Consider the following 1,914-nt stretch of genomic DNA (forward strand, 5'->3'; position numbering starts at 1 on the left):
ATCCTCAGCGCCGACGTCGATGAGGATCAGGTCGACGACGCCGTGCGCGTGGCCCATCGCAACCAGCCACAAGGAGGATGGCGACAATGGCCGGAAACAGCGTAGCGCGCCTTATGGGCGGATGTCCCGGTTCTGAGCCGGCATGGCCACTGGCGGTGCGGCAGGCGAAGGCTGCGGCGGCGTTGGCTTATTGGCCTCTTCCTCCGCCTTGCCCAGCAGCCGCTGGACAACCTTGCCGGCAGCGTCACGACCACCCAGGCCGAAGGCCAGTGCGAAAGCGACGGCAATGGCACCAAGGATCAAGCCGAAGGCGAGATTGATGATGTCGTCCGCCAGACCCATGAACCGGAGGCCGATCGCGGTGCCGAGCACGATGATCGCAATCTTGGTCAGCGAGGCAGTAAACTCGGCACCCGCTCCGCCGCCTGCTTCGATCGTCTTGGCGATCAGCTTGGCGATAGCGACCGATGCCGCGATGATCACCGCGCCGAACACCACCTGGCCGAACAGGGTCAGGATCTCGGCCATGATCCGTGAACCATAGGCGAAGTTAAGTTGCCGGAATGCCTCCATCAGCCCGAAGATGATGATCGCGATGAACACGCCCGATCCGACCATCTTGGACGGCGAGATCGGTGCGGCGCCCGACGGCGAGACACTCACCTGCGGCCGACCTGTCGTCGGATCGGTCGTGGTCGACGTCACCGCGCTGCCTTGCGGAAACAGGCCCAGTGCCCCGATCGCGCGGTCGACCCCGGTCGAGCCGAGAAACTGGGTGATCAGCTGCGATGCGAATTTGCCGATGTAATAGGCCAGCGTGATGATGATGCCGGCGGCAATGACGTGCGGGATGGCATCAAGGATGATCCGCAGCATGGCGGTGGCAGGCTGCGAGATCGCGGCGATGTTGAGCGTATCGAGTGCTGCGATTGCAACCGGGATGATGATCAGCGCGAACACGACGCTGCCGATCGCGTGGGGCAGCGCGGTCGGGTCGGTCGGCGGCGTACTGCCGACATGGCTCGACAGCTTCTCGACATGGCTGGCAGTGATGACCGCGGCGACAGCCTTCTTCGCTACGCTGGCGAGGATGTAGCCGAGGAACAGGATCAGCCCTGCGCCGATGATCCGGGGAACGGCATTGCCGAAGCCGTTGAGCATGTCACCAAGCGGGCCGGTCGCGCTGGCGAGACCAAGCGGCTGGGCGGCAAGGAAGAATGCCACGAGGAGAACGACCCAGAAGCCGGCGTCGCCGACCTGCGCGCCGATCGTCGTCTTGTCGCGCGGCTGATGGTTTGGCTGGTTGGCGTGACGCGCAAGCGGGGTCTTGTTGATGAGGCTGGCAACCCCCCACTTCACGGCGCGGGCGATAAGCCAGCCGATGAGCAGGATGACCAGCGCGGCAAGGATGCGCGGCCCCCAGGTCTGCGCGTAGAAAAGTGCTTGGTTGCCGAAATCTCGGGTGCCGTCGACGACGCTGCCGCCCGCATATTGTAGATCGTTCATAATATCCTCCCTGAGGATGTGTGCGGGAACGGCTTGGCCGACACGCGAAAGCGCAGGAGGCGTCCGACGGACGCCCCCTGCCCCAGTGCTTGCTTAGCGGTTGTCGCCGGGCAGCTTGCCCTGCTGCATCTCGCCCGAACGCTCCTGCTGCTCGCCATCGCGCTTCAGGCTGTCATTGCCGGTGATGCTCCCGATGCCCTGCTTGATATTGCCAAGCGCTTCCTTGCCGAGGCCGGCAGCCTTATCGCCCAGGTCCGTTCCAGTGCCGACCGTTGTCTTGGTCTGGTTCACCGAACCCGGCAGACGATCGCTGAGCGCGGACCCGTCCGAGCCTGCGAAGTTGTCGACATCGACATCGGTACGACGGACCGTCTCGTTGATGTCCTCGACACGGTCATCGGCGGTCTT

2 protein-coding genes are annotated in these 1,914 nt (G+C 64.3%); both read right to left on the reverse strand.

What is annotated here, in order from left to right:
- Positions 1-111 precede the first annotated feature (111 nt).
- Positions 112-1,506 (reverse strand): mechanosensitive ion channel, encoded by a 1,395-nt coding sequence (locus sphst_RS13655; RefSeq protein WP_051916161.1) that lies wholly within the window; start codon positions 1,504-1,506, stop codon positions 112-114.
- Between the two features lie 93 nt (positions 1,507-1,599).
- The coding region (locus sphst_RS21275) for a CsbD family protein (RefSeq protein WP_234387653.1) at positions 1,600-1,914 on the reverse strand (315 nt) is incomplete at its 5' end.

The sequence above is a fragment of the Sphingomonas sp. STIS6.2 genome, from assembly GCF_000732685.2.
Taxonomy (GTDB): Bacteria; Pseudomonadota; Alphaproteobacteria; order Sphingomonadales; family Sphingomonadaceae; genus Sphingomonas; species Sphingomonas aerolata.